This is a genomic window from Arthrobacter paludis (assembly GCF_056782315.1).
On the sequence record NZ_JBXAEW010000008.1, the window covers coordinates 15749 to 35906 of the forward strand.

Below are 20158 nucleotides of genomic sequence, written 5' to 3' on the forward strand. Positions count from 1 at the left end.
CCGCCTCCGCGGATCCTCGGGGATCCGGGTGGCGGCGGCCTCTCGGTGGCGCGGGGGTCAGGCGCGGGCGGCCTCCGCGGCGTCCGACGGGGCGGACCCGGCCTCGCCGGCCTCGTCCTGGGCGAACGGGTCGCCGTTGCGCGGCGCGTTGTAGAGGTCCTCGTCCAGGATCCCCTCGCGGCGGGCCACGATGGTCGGGACCAGCGCCTGGCCGGCGACGTTCACGGCCGTGCGGCCCATGTCGATGATCGGATCGACGGCCAGGAGCAGGCCCACGCCGGCCAGCGGCAGGCCGAGCGTGCTCAGCGTGAGGGTGAGCATGACGGTCGCGCCGGTCGTGCCCGCGGTCGCCGTCGAGCCGAGGATGGAGACGAGCGCGACCAGCAGGTAGTCCGTGACGCCGAGCTCGATGCCGAAGAACTGCGCCACGAACAGGGCGGCGATGGCCGGGTAGACGGCGGCGCAGCCGTCCATCTTCGTCGTGGAGCCGAGCGGCACGGCGAAGGAGGCGTAGCCGGCGGGCACCCCGAGGTTGCGCTCCGTGACGCGCTGCGTCAGGGGCAGCGTGCCCATGGACGAGCGGGAGACGAAGCCGAGCTGCACGGCCGGCCACACGCCGGAGAAGTAGCCGCGCACGGACAGCCCGTGGGCCTTGACGAGCACCGGGTACAGCACGAAGAGCACGAGCGCCAGACCAATGTACAAGGCCAGTGCGAACTTGCCGAGCGAACCGATCGTGTCCCAGCCGTAGGTGGCGACGGCGTTACCGATCAGGCCCACGGTGCCCAGCGGGGCCAGGCGGATGATCCACCACAGGACCTTCTGGATGACGGCCAGCAGGGAGGCGGAGAACGCGAGGAACGGCTTGGCGGCCTCGCCGACCTTCAGCGCGGCGACGCCGACGGCGATGGCGATGACCAGGATCTGCAGGACGTTGAAGGACAGCGACGTCGTCGGCTCACCCGTCTCGGCGAGCTTCGTGCTCGCCTCGAGGCCCAGGAAGTTCGTGGGGATGAGCCCCGTGAGGAAGGCCCACCAGTCGCCGGTGCGGCCGGAGTACTCCTCGGGCGCGGCCTGGCCGGTGTTGGCCCCGGGCCGCATGACCGTGCCGAGCACCATGCCGATGGCCACGGACACGGCGGCGGTGATCGCGAACCAGAGCAGCGTCTGCCAGGCGAGCCGGGCGGCGTTGGCGACCTTCGACAGGTTCGAGATGGAGGCGACGACCGCGAAGAACACGAGCGGGATGACGGCCGTCTTCAGGAGGCTGACGTAGCTCGAGCCGATGGTGGCGAGCGTCTCGCCCAGGGCGGTGGGGGTGTCCGCCGTATGCCCGGAGGACTTGGCGGCGAGGCCGAGGACGATGCCGACGACCAGGGCGGCGAGGATCTGCGGGCCGAAGGAGGTCATCCACTTCGGCAGGCGGCGCGGGCGCGCGGGGGAAGGGCTGAGTGATGTCACCCCACGACGGTACGGACGGCCCTATACCAAAGTGAACCTGCCGTTGCGAAATATGACGCGGCCGCCGGGTGCGCCGCCCCGGGGGCGGGCTCCGCGCTCCCGGAATCCGCGGGAGGCCGCCCCCGCCGCCCCGCCGTCGTGTGACGAACCTCAAGCGCCGGTCCGCGGTGGCGGCGGGAGTGGTTCGCGCGCCGACGGGAACCCGCCGGGCCCCTCTACCCAGCGGCTCTCTACCCCGCGGCCGGGAGCAGGGCCCGGCGCAGCGTGTCCAGCCCCACCGACCCCAGCGCCAGGGCGCGGCCGTGGAACGCCCGCAGGTCGAACGCGGGACCCTCGGCCGCGCGGCAGGCGTCGCGGATCTCCTCCCAGAGGCGCTGGCCCACCTTGTACGCGGGGGCCTGGCCGGGCCAGCCCAGGTACCGGTTGAACTCGAAGTCGAGCTGTCCGGGGGAGATGGCCAGGTGCCGCTGCAGGAAGGCCCGGCCCTGGTCCGGCGTCCACGTCCCGCCGCCGCAGGACTCCGGGGCGGGCAGGCCGAGGTGGACGCCGATGTCGAACACCACCCGCGCGGCGCGCATGCGCTGCATGTCCAGCATCCCCAGGTGGTCGCCCGGGTCCGCAAGGAACCCCAGGTCGAGCATGAGGCGCTCGGCGTAGAGCGCCCAGCCCTCGCCGTGGCCGGAGACCCAGCACGCGTGGCGGCGCCAGTCGTTGAGCGTCCCGCGCAGGTTGGTCGCCGTGGCGATCTGCAGGTGGTGGCCCGGCACCCCCTCGTGGTAGACGGTCGTCGTCTCCGCCCACGTCGTGAACTCGTCCTCGCCCGCCGGCACGGACCACCACATGCGCCCGGCGCGCGAGAAGTCGTCGGACGGACCCGTGTAGTAGATCCCGCCCTCCTGGGTGGGCGCGATGAGGCACTCGAGGCGGTCCATCGGGGAGGGGATGTCGAAGTGCGTCCCCGCCAGGGCGGCGATGGCGGCGTCGGACTTCTCCTGCATCCACTCGCGCAGCGCCCCCGTCCCCTTGAGCTGCCGCGCCGGGTCCGCGTCCAGAGCGGCCTTCGCCTCCGCGAGGCCCGCCCCGGGCAGGATCGCGTCCGCGACGGCGTGCTGTTCGGCGACGAGGCGCTCGAGCTCGTCGAGGCCCCACTGGTAGGTCTCCTCGAGGTCGACGGCGGCGCCGAGGAACCTCCGGGACATCAGGGCGTAGAGGTCGCGCCCGACCGCGTCGCGCTCGCCGGCGCGGGGCAGGACGGACTCGGTGAGGTGCCGCGAGAACCGGCCGTAGGCCTCGGCCGCGCCGCGGGCGTTCGCCGCCAGCGTTGCGGCGAGCGCGTCCGGCAGCCCGGAGGGGCCCGCGCGGTCGACGAGGCCGCCGAAGAACCCGTCGGGCCGGGCGTACGCCGCCGTCTGCCCGGCCACGATGCCCACCTGGCGCGCCGCCGGGGGCAGGCCGCGGTCGATGGACTCGGCCAGCGAGGCCGTGTAGCCCTCCAGCGCCGCGGGGACGTTCGCGAGACGGCCGGCGATGTGCTCCCAGTGCTCCGCCGTCTCGGCGGGCATCAGGTCGAACACGGCGCGGATGTCCTGCGGCGCGGAGGCGATGTTGTTCAGCTCCGTGATCCCGGTCGCCTCGATCTCCAGCTCGAGCCCGAGCCGCTCGCGCATCGCGTCCAGGGTGACGGAGTCCGTGGCGTCCCGGGGTTCGAGGCCCTCGAGGGCCCCCAGCGTGGCGCGGGAGGCCGCGGCGCGCGCCGCGGTGCCCGCGGGGGAGTAGTCGGAGTAGAGCGTCTCGCGCCCGGGCAGGCCGAGGGTCGTGGCGAACTCGGGGGAGAGGTCCAGGAGCCTGGCGAAGTGGGCGTCGGCGACGCCGTCGATCTCGGTGGCCTGGCGGGTCGGCGGCGTGGCGTGGGTCATGGACCCAGCCTAGCCGGATGTGAAGCGGGAGTTGAAGAACTAGAAGCGGCCGCTGCGCCACGCGCCGGGCGCCGCGGCGAGGTGGCGGCCGCGCCGGATCTGGCGCCGCAGCAGCTGCTGGCGCGACTGGGGCGCCGCCTCCTCCTCCGCGGGCGCGCCGAGGCAGGCGACGACGGCGGCCAGCGCCGCGAGCTCCTCCGGTGTCGGGTTGCCGCGCTCCACGCGCAGCAGCGGGGGCCCGGCGGGCGCCGGAGCGGGGGTCGTGTCCATGCGGGGCCTCCTAGAGCGGGATGTTGCCGTGCTTCTTCGCCGGCAGCGACGCGTGCTTGTCGCGCAGGGCGCGCAGCCCGCGGACCACCTGCAGCCGGGTCTCCGACGGCGCGATCACCGCGTCGATGTAGCCCAGTTCCGCCGCCTGGTAGGGGTTGAGCAGTTCGGCCTCGTAGTCCTCGATGATCGCCGCGCGGCGCGCCTCGACGTCGCCGCCGTCCGCCTCCACGGCCGCCAGGTCGCGCCGGTAGAGGATGTTCACCGCGCCCTGGGCGCCCATGACGCCGATCTGCGCCGTCGGCCAGGCCAGGTTCAGGTCCGCCCCGAGCTTCTTGGAGCCCATGACGATGTACGCGCCGCCGTACGCCTTGCGCGTGATGACCGTCAGCTTCGGCACGGTCGCCTCGGCGTACGCGAAGAGCAGCTTCGCGCCGCGGCGGATGATCCCCTGGAACTCCTGGTCCTTGCCGGGCAGGAAGCCCGGCACGTCGACCAGCGTGAGGATCGGGATCCCGAAGGCGTCGCAGTGGCGGACGAACCGGGCCGCCTTCTCGCTGGCCGCGATGTCCAGCGTTCCGGCGAACTGCATCGGCTGGTTGGCGACGATGCCGACGGTGCGGCCCTCGACGCGGCCGTAGCCGATGAGCACGTTCGGGGCGTACAGGGCCTGCAGCTCGAGGAACGCCCCGTCGTCGACGACGTGCCCGATCACGGTGCGCATGTCGTAGGGCTGGTTGGCGGAGTCCGGGATCAGGGTGTCCAGCTCGAGGTCGGCGTCGAGCAGCTCGGGCTCCTCGTCGAACGGGGCCGGCGGCGTCTCCGCGAGGTTGTTGGACGGCAGGTGGTCCAGGAGCTCCTTGACGAACTCGATCGCGTCCTCCTCGTCCGACGCGAGGTAGCTGGCCGTGCCCGTGGTCGCGTTGTGCTGGCGGGCCCCGCCCAGGGTCTCCATGTCCACCTCCTCGCCGGTGACCGTCTTGATGACGTCCGGGCCGGTGATGAACATGTGGCTGGTCTTGTCCACCATGACCACGAAGTCCGTCAGCGCGGGGGAGTAGGCGGCGCCGCCGGCGCACGGCCCCATGATCAGCGAGATCTGCGGGACGACGCCGGAGGCGTGGACGTTGTTGCGGAAGATGTCCGCGAACATGGCCAGGGACGCCACGCCCTCCTGGATGCGGGCGCCGCCGCCGTCGTTGATGCCAATGACCGGGCATCCGTTGCGCAGCGCGAACTCCTGGACCTTGACGATCTTCTCGCCGTTGACCTGGCTCAGGGAGCCGCCGTAGACGCTGAAGTCCTGCGAGTAGACGGCGACGGTGCGGCCGTCGACGGTGCCGTAGCCGGAGACGACGCCGTCGCCGAGCGGGCGCTTGGCGTCCATCCCGAACGCGCTGGTGCGGTGGACCGCGAGCGCGTCGAACTCGACGAACGAGCCCTCGTCCAGCAGCAGGTCGATGCGCTCGCGGGCCGTGTGCTTCCCGCGGGCGTGCTGCTTTTCGACGGCCGCCTGGCCGGAGGGCAGCAGCGAGAGCGCCTGGCGCCGGCGGAACTCGGCGATCTTGCCTGCCGTGGTGGTCAGGTCGATTGCCTCGGTGGCGTCGGCCGTGCCGGTCTCGCTCATACGGTGGGCTCCCGTCTGCAGGGTCGTTTGGGGGAATGGCACAAACAGCGTGCCGTCTGGGCCAGTCTAGTGAGGCTGCCCGGCGCCCCCGTTGTAGGAACCATACAAAAAGGCCGCACCGGATCGGGGGTCCGGGACCGGCGCGGCCGGGGCCCGGCGCGGCGACGTCATTTTATTACCCGGTGGTAACAAGTGAGCCCGGGGTGCCGTACCGTGGGCGCCATGACCCACGCCACACCAGACGCCGCCGCCCCGCTGGCCGGCCGGACCATCCTCATGAGCGGCGGCAGCCGGGGCATCGGCCTGGCCATCGCCCTCCGGGCCGCGGCGGACGGCGCCCGGATCGTCCTGCTCGCCAAGACGGACGCCCCCCATCCGGCCCTCGAGGGCACCGTGCACACCGCGGCGGACGCCATCCGGGACGCCGGCGGCGAGGCGCTGCCAGTCGTCGGCGACGTGCGCCGCGACCGCGACGTCGCGCGCGCAGTCGGCGCGGCCGTCGACCGGTTCGGCGGGATCGACGCCGTCGTCAACAACGCCTCGGCCATCGACCTCTCCGGCACCGACGCCGTCGACATGAAGCGCTACGACCTGATGCAGGACATCAACGTCCGCGGGACGTTCCTGCTCACGAAGACGGCCCTGCCCGCCCTGCGGCGCGCGCCGAACCCGCACGTCCTGACGCTTTCGCCGCCGCTCAACCTCGACCCGCGGTGGGCCGGCGCCCACCTGGCCTACACGCTCTCGAAGTACGGGATGAGCCTGACCACGCTCGGCCTGGCTGAGGAGCTGCGCGCGGACGGGATCGCCGTGAACTCGCTTTGGCCCGCGACGATCATCGACACCGCGGCCGTGCGCAACCTGCCCGGCGGGGAGGGGCTGCGCCCCGCGTGCCGCACCGCGGAGATCGTCGCCGACGCGGCCGTGGCCGTGCTCGCGCGGCCCTCGCGCTCCTGCACCGGCCGGTTCCTCACCGACGAAGAGGTCCTCGCGGAGGAGGGCGTGCGCGACCTGTCCCGGTACCGGGTCGGGGACCCCGGGGCGGAGCTGGCCCCGGACATCTTCCTGTAGGGCGCGCCGGGGAACCCTTGCGCCCGGGCACCCGCACCGTCCTAGCCTTGGGCCATGGAGAACAGCACCGCGGCCGTGCCGCAACCCCTCGACGGCGCGGCCCTGCGGGCCGCCCTCGCCGCCCCGGCCGGCCCCTACGCCCGCATCGAGACCGTCGAGTCGACGGGCTCGACGAACGACGACGTCGCCGCGGCCGCGGCCGCCGACCCCGGCGCGTGGCCCGACCTGTGCGTCCTCGCCGCGGACCACCAGAGCCGCGGCCGCGGGCGGATGGACCGCGAATGGTCCTCGCCGCCGCGCACGTCGGTGTCCGTTTCGGTGCTGCTGCGCCCCGACGTGGACGGCGCCCCGCTGCCGGCCGACGCGTACGGCTGGCTCTCCGTGGTCAGCTCGGTCGCCATGGCGGAGGCCATCGAGGCGGAGACGGGCGTGCCGGCGCGGCTCAAGTGGCCCAACGACATCCTCGCGTCCGGGCGCAAGCTCTGCGGCGTCCTGGCGCAGCTGGTCCCGGCCGGGCCGGTGCCGGCCGTCGTCGTCGGCACGGGAGTGAACGTCGCGCTGGACACGGAGCACCTGCCCGTCGCGACGGCGACGAGCCTGCACCTCGAGGGGGTGCGGGAGCCGGACAACACCCGCCTGCTCGCCGCCTACCTGCGCCGGCTGGCGGAGGTGTACCGCGGCTTCGTGGACGACGGCGGGGACCCGCGGCGCGGGCTGCTCGAGCGCGCCTCCTCCCGCATGGCCACCCTGGGCACGCGGGTGCGGGCGGAGCTGCCCGGAGGCGCCTCCGTCGAGGGCGTGGCGGAGGCGCTCGAGACGGACGGCTCCCTCAGTGTCCGGGCGGACGACGGCGCCGTGCACCCGGTCCGGGCCGGCGACGTCGTCCACCTGCGGCGGGCCGACGGGGGCTACGCCTAGCCGCCCGCCTAGACTGGTGGCCGGGCCCACCGGCGGAAGGAGACCATGCGGCTGAAACTCGCCGACGGCGAGCACGTCGTCGTCAAGACCCGCAGGCACGCCCGGACGCTCGCCCGGCCCGCCGTGGCCTGGTTCGCCGTGGTCCCGGCCACCGCGTACGCCATGGGGTGGCTGACCCGCGACGGTCTGCCCGCGCCGGTGGCCGACGCCGTCCCGTGGCTGCGCATGGCCGTTCCCGCCGTCGGGGCGCTGCTGCTGCTCGCGTGGTCGGTGGGTCCGTACCTGCGCTGGCGCCGGACCTGGATGTTCCTGACCAACCGCCGGGTCGTGGTCCGGCGCGGACTGGGGGCGCGGTCCCAGTGGGAGCTGCCGCTGCTGATCGTGCGGGAGCTGCACGTGCGCCAGCCGGTGTTCCGCCGGGGGCGCGGGTCCGGGACGCTCGTGCTCGCCACGGCCAACGGCGACGCCCGGCTGGAGGCGGTCCCCGCGGTCCACCGCCTGCGGGAACTGGTTCTGGACGCCATTGAGGCGTTGCCCAGAACGGTGATGTTCGATGGTGTAGAAATTGATCGGGAGCAACGGATGGATTGGACGGACCATGGGTGAAGGCACGGGCAGCGGGCGGGCGCCGGACACTGCCCCCCTGCCGCGCCTTCCCCGGCCCGGCGCCAACGTCCCGACCTCCGAGTTGCCGAGCGTCGGACCCGGCGCCGGCCCCTTCACCCGCGCCCTGCCCCTCCGGCAGGCCCTCGAGCGCGAGGCCGTCAAGGAGTCCGCGCGCGACCTGGAGCGCCGCCTGCTCGGGGCGGAGCGGACGCTGCGCCGGCGCGAGGTCGCCGCCGGGGCGGGCGTCTCCCTCCTGAGTGCGAAGAAGCTTTGGCGGGCCTTGGGGTTCCCCAATGTCGGGGACGAGGACGTCGCGTTCACCGAGGTGGACCTGAAGGCCATCACGACGATCGTCCAGAACGTCCGCGAGCGCCGCCTCACCGAGGAGGCCGCCATCTCCATCACCCGCGCCATCGGCCAGATGACCGACCGGATGGTCGTGTGGCAGATCGAGGCGCTCGTCGAGGACATGGTCCAGAACCAGGGCCTGACCGACCCCGAGGCCCGCCGCCAGCTCGTCACGCTGCTGCCCGAGCTGATCGAGCCCATGGAGGAGATCCTCCTCTACTCGTGGCGCCGCCAGCTCAACGCCGCCGTCCAGCGGCTCGGGCTGCGCGCCGAGTCGGGGCTGGCCTCCAGCCAGGCGGGCCGGACCGGCGCCGAGGACGATGCGCCCCTGCCGCTGGCGCGCGCCGTCGGGTTCGCGGACCTGGTCTCCTACACGAGCCTCTCGCGGAAGATGAACGAGCGGACCCTGGCGCAGCTCGTGCAGCGCTTCGAGAACAAGGCCGCCGAGATCATCTCGATCGGCGGCGGGCGCCTGGTCAAGACGATCGGCGACGAGGTCCTGTTCAACGCGGAGACGCCGCAGGCCGGCGCCCAGATCGCCCTGGCCCTGTCGCAGGAGCTCAGCCGGGACGAGTTCCTGCCCGACGCCCGGGTCTCCGTCGTCTGGGGCCGCGTCCTGTCCCGCCTCGGGGACATCTACGGCCCCACGGTCAACCTGGCGGCGCGGCTGACCGCCCTCGCGGACCCCGGCACCGTGCTGACGGACGCGCTGACGGCCTCGACGCTGGGCGAGGACAAGCGCTTCGTCCTGACGTCCCTCGAGACCACGCCCGTCCGCGGCTTCGGCGACATCCAGCCGTTCCTGCTCGAGCCGGGCGAGGGCAAGGGCCTGACGCTCGACTAGCGGGCGGCCGTGACGCGCGCCGCATGGGGAGTTGTGCCCATCGAGGCGGACCCTTCGGTCCACTACACTGGGTCGCGGTTCACGGGTGACGGGGGTTGGGGCGCCTCGCCAGTGCCACGCCATCGACGTCACGAAACCACCAACACGAGGTAGCACATGGCCCAGTGGGGACCCGGGACCGGTAAATCCACCGGATTGAAGATCGGTGTCGGGGCGACCGTCACCGCCCTGGCCGTCACCGGTGCGGTGCTCTACCCGGGGCACGAGACCGCTGACGTCGACCTGAACGACGGCGGCGTCTGGGTCGTCAACCAGACGGTCAACAAGGTCGGGCACCTGAACTACCAGTCCCGCGTCCTCGATGGGGGCGTCCTGACCCCGCTGCCGAGCTACGACCTCGCCCAGGAGGGCGAGCGCGTCTTCGTGCGCAACCTCGAGCAGGCCTCGCTGAACACCATCGACCCCGCCGCCGTCCGCTTCACCGAGGAGAGCGCGCTGCCCGCCAACTCCTCGTTCTCGTTCGGCACGGACGTGGTCGCGGTGACCGACGCGGAGCACGGGGCCGTCTACGGGACGCCCGTCGAGCGGCTCGGTTCGTTCGCGGCCCAGGACACCGAACCGCTGCTCGACGCCGAGGGCGGGGTCCTGGCGGCCGTCGGCCCGGACGACACGGTCTGGGCCGTCGACGTGGAGGCGGGCGCGTTCCACAGTTTCCGCGCGCTGCCCGACGGCGGGTTCGAGCCGGCCGGGGAGAGCGCCGTGGACGGTCTCGCCGGCGTCGCCGAGCCGCAGCTGAGCGTCGTGGGGGACACCGCCGTCGTCTTCGACGAGGCGTCCGGCGACGTGTACACCTCGGACGGGACGCGCAGCGCCGTCGTCGATCCGGACGGCGGCCAGCTGCAGGCGCCCGGACCCGGGGGCGACGCCGCCGTCGTCGCCCTCGGCAACAAGCTCGCGTCGGTTCCGCTGGACGGAGGGGAGCCGGCCTACCGGCCGCTGAAGGCCACCGGCGAACCCGTTCGCCCCGTGCGCGTCGCCGGGTGCACGTACGCAGCCTGGTCCGGGAGCGGCACGTACGTGCGGGACTGCGACGACGACGCGGCCGACCAGTCGACCACGATCCCGCAGCTCGGCGCGGGGGCCGACCTCGTGTTCCGCACCAACCGCGACGTCGTGGTGCTCAACGACGTGGCCAGCGGCAACGTCTGGCTCGTCAACGAGGGCATGCAGGTCGTGAACAACTGGAGCGACCTCGAGCCGCCCCAGGGCAAGGGCGAGCAGAAGAAGGAGGACTCGAAGGAGATCACGGACGCCGTCGAGCTGCCCAACCGCGGCAAGGAGAACAAGAAGCCGGTCGCCAAGGACGACGCGTTCGGGGTGCGCGCGGGACGCACCACCCCGCTGCCCGTGCTGTTCAACGACGTCGACCCGGACGGCGACCTGCTCCTCGCCGAGCTCGACGGCAGGCAGCCTTCGATCGGCACGCTGCAGCGCATCTACGACGGCACCGGGTTCCAGATCGTCGTCCCCGAGGACGCCAGCGGGACCGCGACCTTCACCTACACCGCCTCGGACGGCCGCGGCGGGGAGGACACCGCGACCGCCACCGTGCGGGTCGTTCCGGAGTCCGAGAACAACGCCCCGCGCCAGGAGCGGACCGCCACGTTGCGCGTCGAGCAGGGCGGCTCGGTCAGCCGGAACGTGCTCACGGACTGGCGGGACCCCGACGGCGACGACCTGCAGCTGCTCGGCGGCTCCACGCAGGACAGGGACACCATCCGCGTCACCCCCGACGGCACGCTGACCTACCAGGACTCGGGCAAGACCGTGGGACCCAAGGACATCACCGTCCAGGTCTCGGACGGGCGCTCCGGGACGCAGGGCCGCGTCGTCGTCGACGTCCTGGCCCGCTCCGCGGTCCCTCCCGTCCCCTCGACCGACCACGTCGTGGCCAACGTGGGGGAGAGCGTCACGTTCTCGCCCCTGGAGAACGACGACGACCCGTCGGGGCGCGGGCTGCGCCTGGCCAGCGTCGACGACGTCGACGGCCTCCGGCTCGAGGCCAACCGCGACTCCGGCGCCGTGTCCCTGCAGGGCAGCCGGCCCGGGACCTTCTACGCCAAGTACGTCGCGACGAACGGCCCGGCCAGCGCCGCGGGCCTGGTCCGCATCGACGTCCGGGAGCCCGAGGCCAACCCCGGCAACCCGGTCGCGGTGCGGGACACCGCCCTGTTGCCGGCCGGGGGCAACGTCCTGGTGAACGTGCTCGGCAACGACTCCGACCCCGCCGGCGGGGTCCTGGTCCTCACCGGCGTCGAGGCGCCCGACGGCGCGCCGTTCTCCCTGTCCGTGGAGCGCAACAGCTTCGTGCGCGTCACCGACGTGCGGGGACTGACCGAGCCGGTGAACGTCGAATACACCGTCTCCAACGGCAGCGGGGAGTCGACCGGCCAGATCACCGTCACCCCCGTCCCGGCCCCGCCGCGCCTGGAGCCGCCGCGGCCGAACCCGGACGACGTCGTCGTCCGCGCCGGCGACGTCGCCACGGTCGACGTCTTGGAGAACGACACGCACCCCAACGGCGGGGAACTGACGCTGCTGCCGCGCCTGAAGGAGGCCGGTGAGCTGGGCGAGGGCTCGCTCGCCTCGGTCTCCGGCGAGTCCGTGCGCTTCCGCGCCGGGGAGACCGAAGCGCCGCGGGAGGTCTCCGCGGTCTACACCGTGGCGGGCCCGGACGGCCAGGAGGCCGACGCGCGGGTCACGTTCCGGATCCTGCCCCGCAACGCCGCCGAGAACTCCCCGCCCGGCCCGCAGCGCGTGGTGGGCCGCGTGCTGGCCGGCGGGACCACGAACATCGGCGTGCCCCTCAACGGGATCGACCCGGACGGTGACTCCGTGTCCCTCGTCCAGCTCGGCAGCGCCCCGGCGAAGGGCACCGCCCGGATCGTCGGCGGGGCCATCGAATACACGGCCGCGAAGTCCGCGGCGGGCACCGACGCGTTTTCGTACGTCGTGGAGGACCGGCTCGGGGCCCGGGCCACCGGCTCCGTCATGGTCGGGATCGCGCCCCTGGACGAGGAGAACAACGCGCCCGTGGCGGTCAACGACTCCATCACGGTCCGCCCGGAGCGGCCGGTCGCCGTCGACGTCCTGGCCAACGACAGCGACCCCGACGGCGACCCGGTGGCGCTGGTCGACGGGCTGGGCACCTCCAACGCCGTCGAGGCCCGCGTCGACGACGGGCGGATCGTGCTCACGTCGCCGCCCGAGAAGGGCTCCGTCTCGGTCCGCTACACCGCCACGGACGGGCGCGGCGGAACCGCGCGCGCGACGCTGACCGTCGAGTCCGACCCCGAGGCCAAGCTGCTGGCACCCATCGCCCGCGACGACCGCGCCACCGCCCAGGAGGCGATGGGCCGCGAGGAGGTCGTGGTCCCGATCCTCGAGAACGACGAGGACCCCGACGGCAACGCGGACGACCTGGTCGTCGCGCTGCCCGACGACCCCGAGGGCGTGCGCGTCCAGGAGGACGGGCTCGCCATTGCCGTCCAGGCCCGGCCGCGGGTGGTGGCCTACACCGTCACCGACCGCGACGGCCTCGCCTCGACCGCGTTCGTGCACGTGCCCGGAAGCGGGGGCGCCCGCCCCGTCCTGGCCAGCGACCGGGTCCACGAGGTCACGGCGGGGGAGACCCTCGGCCTGGACCTGACGCAGCTCGTGCGGGTCCGCGAGGGGCGGACCCCGCGCCTGACCACGGAGGACAGGGTGGCCTCCGTCCCCGAGAGCCGGATTCCGCTCGTGGCCTCGGCCACCGGGCTGGAGTTTCAGGCCCCCGAGGACTACTCCGGTCCGGCGTCCCTGACGTTCGAGGTCACGGACGGCACCGGCCCGGACGACCCGGACGGGCTGGCGAGCATGCTCTCCGTCCCCATCAGGGTGCTCCCGCGCCCGGAGGAGAACAAGCCGCCGACCCTGCAGTCCAACGAACTGCCGGTCGCCCAGGGCGAGGACGCGGCCCGCCTGGACCTGCGCCAGTCCGCGACCGACCCGGACCCCGACGACGAGCTGTCGTTCGAGCTGGTCCGCTCGGGCATCGACGGCGTGGACGTCGCGCTCGACGGCAGCGCCTTGACCGCGAAGGCCCCGGCCGACACCCCGAAGGGCACCACCGGAACGGCCACCGTCTCGGTGAGCGACGGGCACCACCCGCCCGTGGAGGCGACCGTCGCCATCACCGTGTTGGGCTCAACCCGCGAGCTGCCCGTGGCCGTCGACGACGTCGTCGAGGACGCCCACCAGGGGCGGACCGAGGTCGTCGACGTCCTGGCCAACGACCACAACCCGTACGCGGGCGAGCGGCCGCTGGAGATCATCGGCACGACGGGCCAGCAGGGGCAGGGCAGCGCCGAGATCCGCGGCGACCAGCTGGCGGTCACCCCCGCGGACGACTTCGTCGGCACCATGAACGTGCAATACACGATCGGCGACGCGACCGAGGACGCGGACCGGCACGTCGAGGGGACGGTCACGCTCCACGTCAAGGGCCGGCCCGAGGCGCCCGGCATCCCGCTCGTCGAGTCGGCCGGGGACCGGACCGTCGTCCTGCGCTGGGACGCCCCGGCCGACAACGGGGCCGCGATCGAGCACTACACCGTGCGCGGCGGCGGCATCGAGCAGCAATGCGCGGCGACGACGTGCACGCTCACCGGCCTGACGAACGACAAGGTCTACAACTTCACGGTCACGGCCACCAACGCCGTCGGCGAGTCGGAGCCGTCCGCCGAGTCGGCCGACGCGCGCCCCGACGTGCGGCCGGAGCAGCCAGCGCCGCCGACCGGGGTGTCCGGCGACCAGGAGGTCGAGGTCAACTGGACGACTCCGGCCAGCCGGGGGTCCGCCGTCACGGAGTACACCCTGGAGATCTCGCCGACGCCGCCGAACGGCGTCAGCCAGGTCACGGGCCTGACCGGGACCGGCCACACGTGGACCGGACTCGCGAACGGGACCGCCTACCAGTTCCGTGTGCAGGCGCACAACAAGGCCGACGAGCCCTCCGACTGGAGCGGCTACTCCGGCTCGGTGGTCCCGGCGGGCAAGCCGTTCACCCCGTCCGCCCCCACGGCGAACCGCGTCGAGTCCGCTGTCGATGGCGGGGTCGTCGACGTCGCCTGGAACGCACCGGACAACAACGGCGCCACCATCACCTCCTACACGCTGCACGTCTACCAGGACGGTGCCAAGCTCAAGGACATCGCCGGCATCGGGGAGACCCGGCAGCGGGTCACCGGGCTGAAGACGACCAGCCGCTACAGCTTCTCCGTCACCGCGCACAACAAGGTCGGCGCGTCCGAGCCCAGCGCGCAGTCCACGGCCGTGACCCCGTACGGGCGCCCGCTGGCCCCGGGCCGGCCCACCGCCACGGCGACGGGCAACAACGACGAGGTCCGGCTGCGCTTCGCCGCCGCCAGCGCGAACGGATCGCCCGTGACGGCGTACCAGTACTCCGTCGACGGCGGGGCCTGGCGCGACTTCGGCAACCGGACGTCCGGAACCGTGTCCTCCGCCAACGGCCAGGCCCACACCTGGCGCGTCCGCGCCGTGAACGCCGCGGGCGCGGGCCCCGCCAGCGGGGCCTCGAACAACACGAGCGCCTATGGCCCGCCGCGCGACGGCGGCGGTCGGCGCGGCGTGGACGGGGCCCGGGGCGAGAGGTCCGTGACGTTCCACTGGAACCGGAGCGCGTCCGACTACAACAACGGCCGCGGCACGGACCTTTCGGTGTCCGTGAGCGCAGGCAACCTGGACCGCTCCACCGGCAAGGTGACCGGGCTCGACTACGACCAGCGGGTCACCCTGACGGTGACCGCGAAGGCGAGGCTGAACAACGGCGACGAGGCACCGCGTTCCCGCTCCTGGACCGTCAGCGCGCGGGCCGGCTCCGCCCCGCCACCGCCGGCCCCACCGCAGCCGAAGGCCACCATCCTGTCGGGCCAGCAGGTCTCCGAGCCCGGGTGCACCGTCAACTGCTACATGGTGAAGGTGCGGACCGAGAACCTGCCGTCCGGCAACTGGCTCGCGGACTGCTACGACGCCTACGGCAAGTGGAACAGCTACCGGCCGACGGTCAGCGGCGACGGGACCCACACCCTGAACTGCTGGCACGGCGCCAACTACAAGATGCCGCTGTCGGTGAAGCTCACGCACACCGGGAACGGGCAGGTCGTCTGGTCGAACAAGACGTACCGATGGCCCACCCAGTAGCGCCGCACCAGACCACCACCAGAGGGGAACGCAACACGATGACGATGACGCAGGAACAGGCGCACTGGTTCGCCGGCACGTTCGAGAAGCTCGTGCACAACGTGGGCCGGGCGGTGCTGGGCAAGGAGGACGTGGTCCGCCTGGTCCTCTCCGCGATGCTCGCCGAGGGGCACGTGCTGCTCGAGGACGCGCCGGGCACCGGGAAGACGATGCTCGCCCGTTCCCTGGCCGCCACGGTGCAGGGATCGAACTCCCGCATCCAGTTCACGCCCGACCTGCTGCCCTCCGACGTCACGGGCATCACGATCTACGACCAGAAGACGCAGGCGTTCGAGTTCCACCGCGGGCCGATCTTCGCCAACATCGTCCTCGCGGACGAGATCAACCGAGCGTCCCCGAAGACGCAGTCCGCGCTGCTCGAGGTCATGGAGGAGGGGCGGGTCACCGTCGACGGCACGACCTACGCGCAGGACCGCCCCTTCATGGTCATCGCGACCCAGAACCCGATCGAACAGGCCGGCACCTACCGGCTGCCCGAGGCGCAGCTGGACCGCTTCATCATCAAGACCTCGATCGGCTACCCGGACCGCGCGTCGACGGTCAGCCTCCTCTCCGGGGCGAGCCGCAAGGACCGCTCCGCGGGCCTGCAGGCCGTCATCACCACCCAGGCGATCGCCGACATGGCGGACCTCGCCAGCACGACCCACGTCGACGAGGCGGTCCTCGAGTACATCGCCCACCTGTGCGAGGGCACCCGCGACGCCGACGAGAGCCGCCTCGGCGTCTCCGTGCGCGGCGCCCTGGCGATGGTCCGCATCGCCAAGGTCTGGGCCGCCGCGGAGGGCCGGAACTACGTCCTGCCGGACGACGTGAAGGGCCTCGCGCCCCACGTGTGGACGCACCGCTTCGTCATGGACCCCGAGGCCGAGTTCGCCGGGGCCACGCCCCAGGGCGTCCTGTCCCGGGTCCTGTCCGCGACGCCGGCCCCGCAGCACCGCGCCACCACGGCCTAGCGCCGACCCGAGTCCAGGAAAGCACCCCCATGAGCACTCCGACCCAGACCCCCGGCCGGCGCGCCGAGCGGGCCCGCCCCGGGCCCCGCGCCGGCCGTCTCCGGCTGCCGCGCCGCCGGGCCGCCGGGGTGCGGCGGGCCGCGGCCGCCCGGCGCCGCGCCGTCGCGGCCCGTCTCCACCCCGCCCCGCTGCTGGCGGAGGCCGGGCGCCTCGCCGAGCTCTACCTGCGGCCGGGCGCCGACCGCGGCCGTGGCTGGTGGGACCGGTACGCGGCCCCGGTGCTGGGGATCGTCTCGCCCCTGGGGCGGCTGCTGGCCGCCGCCGTCCTCGGGCTCGCCCTGCTCGGGGCCGCGTTCGGGTGGCAGGAGTCCAAGGTGGGCGCGCTGATGGGCACCCTGCTGCTGGCCATCGCGGTCGTCTTCGTCCTGGGCCGGCCGGTCTACGAGGTCGCGCTGGACCTGCAGCGCACCCGCGTCGCCGTCGGCGACCGCGCCGTCGGCGCGCTCGAGGTCGCCAACGCCGCGGGCAAGACCCTGGCGCACTCGGCCATGGAACTGCCCGTCGGCTCCGGGGTCGCCCGCTTCGAGGTGCCCCGCCTGCACCCGGGGGAACGGCACGAGGACCTGTTCACGATCCCCACGCAGCGGCGGGCCGTGATCGTCGTCGGGCCGGTCCGCTCCGTCCGCCAGGACCCCTTCTCCCTCCTGCGCCGGCAGATCCGCTGGACCGGGCCCGAGGAGCTCTTCGTGCACCCGCGCACCGCCGGGCTCGACGGGTCCAGCTCCGGCTTCATCCGCGACCTCGAGGGCCTGCCGACCCGCGACCTGTCCTCCTCCGACGTGTCCTTCCACGCCCTGCGCGACTACGTGGCCGGCGACGACCGGCGCCACATCCACTGGAAGACCACGGCGCGCACGGGCGAGCTCATGGTGCGCCAGTTCGAGGAGACCCGCCGCTCCCACCTCGCCGTCGCGCTGTCCACCAACACCCACGAGTACGCGTCGGAGGCCGACTTCGAGCTGGCCGTCTCCTCCGCCGCGTCGATCGGGCTGCAGGCCGTGCGCGAGCAGCGCAAGCTCGCGCTGCTCACCCAGGACGGGCCCCTGCGCACGGAGACCGGGCGGAACCTGCTGGACGACGCGACCCGGATCGAGGGCCGCCCGCAGCGGGCCGACGCGACGGTGCTGACCCGCACCACCGCCGACGCCGTTCCGAACGCCTCCGTCTTCTTCCTGGTCACCGGTTCCGCCACCACCGCCACGCAGCTGCGCGCGGCCAGCATCCACGTGCCGTTCGGGGTCCGGGCCTTCGCCCTGCGCTGCGGCCAGGGGCTGTCCGCCGGGCGCGCCACGATCGGGGAGCTGACGGTCGTCACGGTGGGCGACCTCAACGACCTGGGCCTGGTCCTGCGGAAGGCCGCCGCATGAGCGCCGCCCGTCCCGGCACGGCCCGGGCCGGCGCCCCCGCCCGCACGGCCCCGGCCCGCGCGGCGATCGACGCCGGATGCCTGTTCACCGGGCTGGCCATGGACGTCCTCGGCCTGCACCACGCGTTCGGCGGCAACGGCCACTACCTCGCCGCCGGACTGGGGGGCGCGGCCCTGGGCCTCGGTGCGGCGTACGCGTCCGTCCGGCTGGGCTGGGGGATCGGCCGCACGGCCGGCCTGCTCCTGGCCGTCTACCTCGTGGCCGGCACGCCGCTGGCCGCGCCGCGCGAGGCCCTCGCCGGGTTCGTCCCCACCCTCGATTCGCTGCGCACGCTCCTGGCCGGCATCGTCCTGGCCTGGAAGGACATGCTGACGGTCGCCCCGCCCGTCGGCACCCAGGGCGGGATGCTCGTCGTGCCGTACCTGGCCGCGCTCGTCGCCGGGGCCGCGGCCGGGCTGCTGGCGTGGCGGCTGGCGAACCCGTTCTGGTCGGTGCTGCCGGTGGCCGCGATGTTCGTCGTCGGCATCGGCTTCGGCACGACCGACGCCCCGGTGCCCGTGCTGCGCGGCGTCGCCCTCGTGCTGGCGCTGGTGGTGTGGCTCGCGTGGCGCCGCCACGCCGACCTCGCGGCGGCGTCCGCGCCCGCGGCCGCCCTGCCCGCCCCGGCCGCCCGCGGCACCCGGCTGCGCCGGCTGGGCCTGGGCGCCGTGGTGCTGGCCGTCGCCGGCGGGCTCACCGCGGTCGCGGCGCCGGCGGTGACGACGGCGGGGGACCGGCACGTGCTGCGCGACGCCGTCGTCCCGCCCGTGGACCTCTACGACTACCCGAGCCCGCTGATGCGCTTCCGCCACTACGCCAAGAACCGGGCGGACGAGACCCTGTTCACCGTCGGGGGCCTCCCGGAGGGCCAGCGCGTGCGCCTCGCCGCGCTCGAGGCCTACGACGGGATCGTCTACAACGTCGACCCGCGCTCGGGCGGGAACTTCTCGCCGGTCGGGGACACGACCTCCATCGCCGGCGCCGCCGGGGAGGACCCGCGGCGGGCGACGGGCACGCTGAGCATCACCATCGGCGAGTACTCCGGGGTCTGGGTGCCCGGCGGCGGGAAGCTCGCGGGCGTCGACCTCGGCGGCCCCCGCGAGGACGTGCTGTCCCGGTCCCTGTACTACAACGCCGACCTCGAGACCGCACTGAGCACGGTGCCGCTGGCGCAGGGCGACACCTACACGGCGGACGTCGCGTTCCCCGTCCGGATCCCGGACCGGGAACTGGCCGGCTTCGGCCTCTCCGACGCCCAGCTGCCCGAGGCGGGCAACGTGCCGCAGGTCGTAGCCGGCAAGGCCACCGAGTACGCCGGCGACGGGACGACGGCGGCCGAACGGCTGGAGAACATGGCCACGGTCCTGAAGACCTCCGGGTACTTCTCCAACGGCAAGGAGAACGAGGTCCCGAGCCTCTCGGGCCACGGCGCCGCCCGGATCGCCGCGCTGCTGGACGCCGAGAACATGATCGGCGACGACGAGCAGTACGCCACCGCGCTGGCGCTCATGGCGCGGGAGCAGGGCATGCCGGCCCGCGTCGTCATGGGGTTCTACCCCGAGGAGTACAACCCCGGCGGCACGGTGGAGATCACCGGCGGCGACGTGCACGCGTGGGTGGAGGTCGCGTTCGAGAACGTCGGGTGGGTGTCCTTCGACGCGACCCCCGACAAGGACAAGGAGCCGGTTCCGCCGCAGCAGGAGCCCCAGTCGGTCCCGCAGCCGCAGGTGCTCCAGCCGCCGCCACCACCGCAGGACCCGGCCAAGCTGCCCCCGGAGACGGCACCGGACCCCCAGGACCCCGACGAGCAGGACCGCCCCTTCTGGGCGGTCTGGGGACCGCTGATCACGGCCGTCCTCCTGGCCCTCGTGCCGGTCGGGCTCCTTTTGCTGCCGCTGCTGCTCGTCGCCTGGCTGAAGACCCGCCGGCGGCGCCGGCGGCACGGGACCGGGCCGGCCGGCCAGCGGGTCAGCGGGGGCTGGAGCGAGGTCGTCAGCCTCGCCACGGACCTCGGCGCCCGGCCGGACGCCCGCCACACGCGGCGCGAGAACGCCCGCGCCCTCGGCGCCGACTTCCCGGCCTCGCAGGGCACCGTGGTGCAGCTGGCACACCGGGCCGACGCCGTCGTCTTCGGCACGGACGAGCCGACCGAGGCCCAGGTGGCCGACTACTGGAACCTGGTCGACGAGCAGCTGGCCGGAATGAGCTCGTCGGTCGGCTTCTGGAAGCGGATGCGGGGCAGGTATTCGCCGCGCTCCCTCATCCAGGAGGCAACGGCCCGGCTCGCGGCACGGCGGGGGACGCCCGGCGCGCCGCGGTTCCGTAGAGTAGACCCGGCAGCCAGTCACAAGGAGTAGCAG

At 73.8% G+C, this 20158-nt stretch carries 12 protein-coding genes; 8 read left to right on the forward strand and 4 right to left on the reverse strand.

From position 1 onward, the window contains the following. Nucleotides 1-57: 57 nt before the first annotated feature. From AC1Q5D_RS08115 to AC1Q5D_RS08130, 4 genes are all read right to left on the reverse strand, one after another. The gene (locus AC1Q5D_RS08115; protein WP_481738224.1) at nt 58-1410 is read right to left on the reverse strand and encodes a dicarboxylate/amino acid:cation symporter; all 1353 of its coding nucleotides are present in this window, start codon (nt 1408-1410) and stop codon (nt 58-60) included. A gap of 281 nt (nt 1411-1691) precedes the next feature. Further along, nucleotides 1692-3377 carry a DUF885 domain-containing protein gene (locus tag AC1Q5D_RS08120; RefSeq protein WP_481738080.1) on the reverse strand — a complete coding sequence of 562 codons (1686 nt, stop codon included), beginning with the start codon at nt 3375-3377 and terminating at the stop codon, nt 1692-1694. Between the two features lie 39 nt (nt 3378-3416). Continuing rightward, the gene (locus AC1Q5D_RS08125; RefSeq protein ID WP_481738081.1) at nt 3417-3647 is read right to left on the reverse strand and encodes an acyl-CoA carboxylase epsilon subunit; all 231 of its coding nucleotides are present in this window, start codon (nt 3645-3647) and stop codon (nt 3417-3419) included. Between the two features lie 10 nt (nt 3648-3657). Beyond that, on the reverse strand, nt 3658-5271 hold the full coding sequence (locus AC1Q5D_RS08130) for an acyl-CoA carboxylase subunit beta (RefSeq protein WP_481738082.1): 1614 nt from the start codon (nt 5269-5271) through the stop codon (nt 3658-3660). Between the two features lie 222 nt (nt 5272-5493). On the opposite strand from AC1Q5D_RS08130, the gene AC1Q5D_RS08135 reads away from it, so the two are divergent. The 8 genes from AC1Q5D_RS08135 to AC1Q5D_RS08170 all read left to right on the forward strand — a co-directional run bounded on the left by AC1Q5D_RS08135 (nt 5494) and on the right by AC1Q5D_RS08170 (nt 20155). Next, nucleotides 5494-6342, forward strand: a complete 849-nt coding sequence (locus AC1Q5D_RS08135; RefSeq protein WP_481738083.1) for an SDR family oxidoreductase — start codon at nt 5494-5496, stop codon at nt 6340-6342. Between the two features lie 54 nt (nt 6343-6396). Beyond that, a complete protein-coding gene (locus AC1Q5D_RS08140; protein WP_481738084.1) occupies nt 6397-7260 on the forward strand; it encodes a biotin--[acetyl-CoA-carboxylase] ligase in 864 nt (287 codons plus the stop codon). A 45-nt stretch (nt 7261-7305) separates the two neighbouring features. Then, a complete protein-coding gene (locus AC1Q5D_RS08145) occupies nt 7306-7866 on the forward strand; it encodes a PH domain-containing protein (protein WP_481738085.1) in 561 nt (186 codons plus the stop codon). Next, nucleotides 7859-9058: an adenylate/guanylate cyclase domain-containing protein gene (locus AC1Q5D_RS08150; protein WP_481738086.1), complete on the forward strand. Its 1200-nt coding sequence runs from the start codon at nt 7859-7861 to the stop codon at nt 9056-9058. Before AC1Q5D_RS08145 ends, AC1Q5D_RS08150 begins: the two co-directional genes overlap by 8 nt. A gap of 156 nt (nt 9059-9214) precedes the next feature. After that, entirely contained in the window at nt 9215-15319 is a 6105-nt protein-coding gene (locus AC1Q5D_RS08155) for an Ig-like domain-containing protein (protein WP_481738087.1), read from the forward strand. Between the two features lie 38 nt (nt 15320-15357). Continuing rightward, nucleotides 15358-16332, forward strand: a complete 975-nt coding sequence (locus AC1Q5D_RS08160) for an AAA family ATPase (RefSeq protein WP_481738088.1) — start codon at nt 15358-15360, stop codon at nt 16330-16332. Between the two features lie 29 nt (nt 16333-16361). Further along, nucleotides 16362-17759: a DUF58 domain-containing protein gene (locus AC1Q5D_RS08165; RefSeq protein ID WP_481738089.1), complete on the forward strand. Its 1398-nt coding sequence runs from the start codon at nt 16362-16364 to the stop codon at nt 17757-17759. After that, nucleotides 17756-20155, forward strand: a complete 2400-nt coding sequence (locus tag AC1Q5D_RS08170; protein WP_481738090.1) for a transglutaminase TgpA family protein — start codon at nt 17756-17758, stop codon at nt 20153-20155. The genes AC1Q5D_RS08165 and AC1Q5D_RS08170 overlap by 4 nt, the downstream gene beginning before the upstream one ends. Nucleotides 20156-20158: the final 3 nt, after the last annotated feature.